At 71.1% G+C, this 4397-nt stretch carries 4 protein-coding genes and 1 pseudogene; all 5 read right to left on the bottom strand.

What is annotated here, in order from left to right:
- Nucleotides 1-185: 185 nt before the first annotated feature.
- Nucleotides 186-914, bottom strand: coding sequence for a lysophospholipid acyltransferase family protein (locus tag ACFWPJ_RS17395; protein WP_378852476.1), 729 nt, complete (start codon nt 912-914; stop codon nt 186-188).
- A 117-nt stretch (nt 915-1031) separates the two neighbouring features.
- Nucleotides 1032-2027, bottom strand: a complete 996-nt coding sequence (locus ACFWPJ_RS17390; protein ID WP_378852474.1) for an ROK family protein — start codon at nt 2025-2027, stop codon at nt 1032-1034.
- The gene (locus ACFWPJ_RS17385) at nt 2024-2884 is read right to left on the bottom strand and encodes a hypothetical protein (protein WP_378852472.1); all 861 of its coding nucleotides are present in this window, start codon (nt 2882-2884) and stop codon (nt 2024-2026) included. Before ACFWPJ_RS17385 ends, ACFWPJ_RS17390 begins: the two co-directional genes overlap by 4 nt.
- Nucleotides 2874-4124: an ArsA family ATPase gene (locus ACFWPJ_RS17380; protein WP_378852485.1), complete on the bottom strand. Its 1251-nt coding sequence runs from the start codon at nt 4122-4124 to the stop codon at nt 2874-2876. The genes ACFWPJ_RS17385 and ACFWPJ_RS17380 overlap by 11 nt, the downstream gene beginning before the upstream one ends.
- 26 nt (nt 4125-4150) lie before the next feature.
- A pseudogene (locus ACFWPJ_RS17375) lies at nt 4151-4324 on the bottom strand (cyclase); the annotation flags it as partial.
- Nucleotides 4325-4397 lie beyond the last annotated feature (73 nt).

The following is a 4397-nucleotide window of genomic DNA, read 5'->3' as shown; positions in this document are numbered from 1 at the left end:
CCCCTCGCCGCGGGGTTGCACCCGGGGGGTTAACAATTGGGTTTCTACCTCGCCACCACCGACACGGGCCGCGGCCTGAATTTGCTTGAACTTGCGAGCAGTGGGGCGGAGGGCGTTTCCGATCCGCTTGCCGTCGGCCGGTGCTGTGAGTCAGCTCATGGCGCCGCGGCGTACCGGATTACGGGTCAGCTGGCGGCGGTGTCCGGGATGCGGGTGGCGTCGAGCTGGCGATCGGTGGGGGCGACGCCCTTCTTGAGGCTGTGCGCGTAGACGTCGACGTATTCCTGGCCGGTGAGGCGCATCAGCTCGTACATCACCTCGTCGGTGACGGCGCGCTCGACGAAACGGTTGCCGCTCATGCCCTCGTAGCGCGAGAAATCCAGGGGCGCACCGAACTTGAGGACGACCTTGTGCCGACGCCACTTGAACGGTCCGGGCGGGCTCACCTTGTCGGTGCCGATGACCGCGACGGGGATGACCGGGACGCCGGTCTCGAGGGCCAGGCGCGCCATGCCGGTCTTGCCCTTGTACAGGCGACCGTCGGGGGAGCGGGTGCCCTCCGGGTACAGGCCGACCAGGCGGCCCTCGTCGAGCAGCTTGCGGGCCGCGTTGAGCGCGTCCTCGGCGGCGGAGGCGCCGCTACGGTCGATCGGGTACTGGCCGGTGCCGCTGAAGAAGAACTTCTGCAGACGGCCCTTGAAGCCGGGGGTGGTGAAGTACTCCGCCTTGGCGAGGTAGCTGATCCGCCGCGGGGATAGCAGCGGCGCGAACAGCCAGTCGGAGAAGGAGAGGTGATTGCCCGCCATGATCGCCGGGCCGTCGGTCGGGATGTTCTCGATACCCTCGACTTCGGGCCGGTTGTACAGATGCATGAGCGGTCCCACGAGAACGAACTTGAGCAGCCAGTAGAACATGGCGTCCTTTCTTCGGGACCGGGATCGTGGGGTGCAGCCTCGTCGGAAACCGACTTTACCGCTGGTCGCAGGTCACAACCAACCCAGGACGGTAGCCAGGTCACAGTGTTGTGACGCTCATCTCCCGCTCCGGCCCGCGACCGGCGCGCCGACCGCCGCCCTGGCCAATTCCGCCGCGCCGATCATGCCGGCGGCCTCGCCGAGCTGGGTGGTACGCAGCCGCGCCAGCGGCCGGTGCCCTGCGCCGGTGACCGCGCTCGCGTAGTGCTCGCGCGCCTCGTCGAGGAACAGCGGCGCCGAACTGCTCACGCCGCCGGCGATCACGACAAGATCGGGGTCGAAGATGTCGCTGACGAAGGCGAGGCCGAGCCCGAGCCAGCGCGCGAAGTCGGCCATCACCCTGACCGCGAGCGGGTCGCCGTCCTGGGCCGCGCCCGCCACCCGGCGTCCGGTCAGCGAGCCGGGATCGTGGATCACGTCGCGGGCCAGCACCGAGCGCACCGGGTCGGTCGCCAGCAGCTCGATCGCGGTGTCGGCCAATGCCGTTCCACTGCAGTAGCGCTCCCAGCAGCCGCGCTTGCCGCAGGCGCAGGCCCGGCCCTCCGGCACGACCTGGAGGTGGCCGAGCTCGGGGGCGACGCCGTGGCTGCCGCGGTAGAGCTGACCGTCGATGAGCAGGGCGGCACCGATGCCGGTGCCGATGGCGACGAGGACCACGGTGTGCCCGCCCGCGGCGGCGCCGAAATGGTATTCGGCCCAGCCCGCGGCGTTGGCGTCGTGTTCCAGGATCACCGGCAGGCCGAGCCGCGCGGAGAGCCGTCGCGCGACCGGGGCATCCTGCCAGGGCAGGTGCGGGGCGAACAGGACGGTCGAGCGGTCGTCGGAGATGAAGCCGGCGACCGCGAGGCCGACCGCGGCGATCGGATGCCTGCGCGCCAGCTCGCGCACCGAGCGGTCGATGGCGTCCTCGAGCGCGCGCGCCGAATGCGGGGTCGGGGCCTGCACGCTGTCGAGCACCTCACCCTCGGCGTCGACGACCGAGGCGCGGATGTTCGTGCCGCCGACGTCGATGCCGACGGTGAGCAGGTGTTGACGGTCGATCCGCTGGGTCATCCCCGGATCGTCACCGGAATGTCGACATAACGCGAGCGTGGCGCGCGGGTGGTGCGTGGCCGATCGTCGCGGCGGTGGTCGGCGTCCTCGGCCGGTGCCGCGAACAGGCCGGTGCCGGTGGCGGTTCCAGGATCGGTCGGCACGTGTGGGCGCGCCGGACTTCCGGCCGGAGCGCCCTGCTGGCGGGGCGCCGCGTATTCGTCGACCCGGCGAGGGCGGGGCGTCGCGGACTGGTCGGGACGCGCGGAGCCCCAGCGCAGGCGGGACCGGCCCGCGGTGTCGGGGTTGTCGGGCCGTGGCGCGGTTGCGGTGGCTCGGTCGGTCGACGGAGCGTCCGCGTGATCTGCCGGGGCAGCGCTGGTGCGGTGTGGTGTGCCGGGGCCGGTCGAGGATCCGGCGTGAGTTCCGGTGGACGCGGCTGCCGATGGGTCGGTGGGCGTGGCAGTGGCTGCGGGAGCCGACGGCGCGCCAGGGTGGTTCGGCGTGCTGGGGCCACCGGCACCGTTGTGGCCCCATGCCTTGTGCGAATCGTGGTGTCCCGCAGCGTGTTCGGCCCACTCGGGCGGCAGCACCGGCTCGACGGGGACACCGGCGAGCGCTTCGCGCAGCACGGTCACCATCGACGTGCCGTGGTCGGCGAGGGCGGCGACGACGTCGTGGTGGTCGCCGCGCACCAGGGCGGCGGCCGCGCAGACCGGGCACCAGGCGCAGCCGCCCAGATCGGCCTGGCCGTCGGCGGCGGTGCGGCGTAACACCGGCTCGACTCTGGCCAGCAGCACTTCGGCCAGCAGGCGCAGCTCCTCGGTGAACTCGGCGAAACCGTCGGGGTGGGGGCCGGACTGGGAGTCACTGCTCATCTGCGGTGGCCTTCGTGTAGTTCGGATCGGCGGGCCACACCTGCGGATCGGGCCGGAAGCGGACCACGAGGTGACCGTCGTCGAGTTCGGCGCCCGCCACCGTGCAGCGTTGCAGCACCGGCGCGAGCCGTACGCGTGTGCGCACCCCGTCGGCTCCCACGATCAGATCGTCCTCCACTCGGCCCAGCCGCAAGGTGCCGGGATCGACAACCGGTAGCCGAATCCGCATCGCGTACACGGAGTCGACACCGGAACCCGACTCCCATCGAACCATCGGTTCGCCCGAATCCGCGCCCTGAGCGTGCGGGCCGGGCAGCGTGTCGACCGAATAGGAGAACGCGACCAGCGCGTTCACCCCGACGGGTTCGGGGCCCGCGTGCTGGGCGAGCAGGATCGGGACGTCGGTGAGCTGCTCGTGCAGCCGCGCGACCACCTCGAGCTGCTCGGCACGGCGGTTGAGATACCAGTGCACGGCCGGATGGGCGTTGTCGCCGGGCGGCGGGACCGGCGCCAGCACCTTGTTCACCACCACCGCGTCCAGGCGCAGGCCGAGCAGCGCGGCCGCCGAGCGCACCCGCCGCGCCTCGGCGACGGCGACCTGTTCGGGGCCGGTGATCAGCCGCGCGCTGGTGCGGGTGCGGTCGGCGAGCAGATCGCGGACCTGGGTGACCGCGCCGACGATCCGCTCGACCGTGGCCGCCAGCACCGCCTTGCGCAGATCGAGGCCGATCGCGCTCATCGTGCGGGTATGCCGGGGCCACAGGCGCTCCACATAGTTGAGCAGGGTGTCCGGGGCGGTGAGGATGCGCAGCATGTCGGCCGAGGGCGGGCAGTCCACGACGATGACGTCCCAGTCGTCCTCCTCGGCGTACTGGGCGATCTCCACCAGCATCAGCAGTTCCTGCACGCCGGGCAGGCCGGTGAGTTCGGCCGGGTCGATGGCGGTCAGGTCGACGCCGTGGTCGTGCCCGCCGCCCCTGGCCAGCATCCGCACCACGTCACGGAAGCGGTCCTCGAGCAGGGCGAGGGAATCGATCTCGATCACCTCGAGCCCGGGCGCCACCCTGGCCACGCCGGTGACGGTGCCCGGATCGTGCGGGAAACGGAAGCCGAGCGCGTCGCCGAGCGAATGCGCCTGATCGAGCGAGGCGATCAGCACCCGCCGCCCGGCGCGGGCGTAGGCGATGCCCGTCGCGCAGGCCAGCGTCGTCTTCCCGACTCCGCCCTTGCCGACGAACAGTTCGACGCGGGTACCGCCCGGGGCGCTCAGCCCTCGACCCGCTTCTTCAGTTCCTTCAAGGCCGTATCGGTGATCACCTTCTCGGCCTTGCGCTTGAACATGCCGATCATCGGGATGTTCAAGTCGACGGTCAGCTCGTAGATCACCTCGGTGCTGCCGTCGGGCAGCTCGCGCAGTTCGTAGCTGCCGTCCTGGGCCTGTGTCTTATACACATATCCGATCCCACGAGACCCATATTCATCGCGTGTAGCGCCGTGAGCTGGAATGTGAGGG

The sequence above is a fragment of the Nocardia sp. NPDC058497 genome, assembly GCF_042720195.1.
Classification (GTDB): Bacteria; Actinomycetota; Actinomycetes; order Mycobacteriales; family Mycobacteriaceae; genus Nocardia.
Note: the sequence above shows the minus strand (reverse complement) of the source record. Positions and strands in the feature narration are given on the sequence as shown.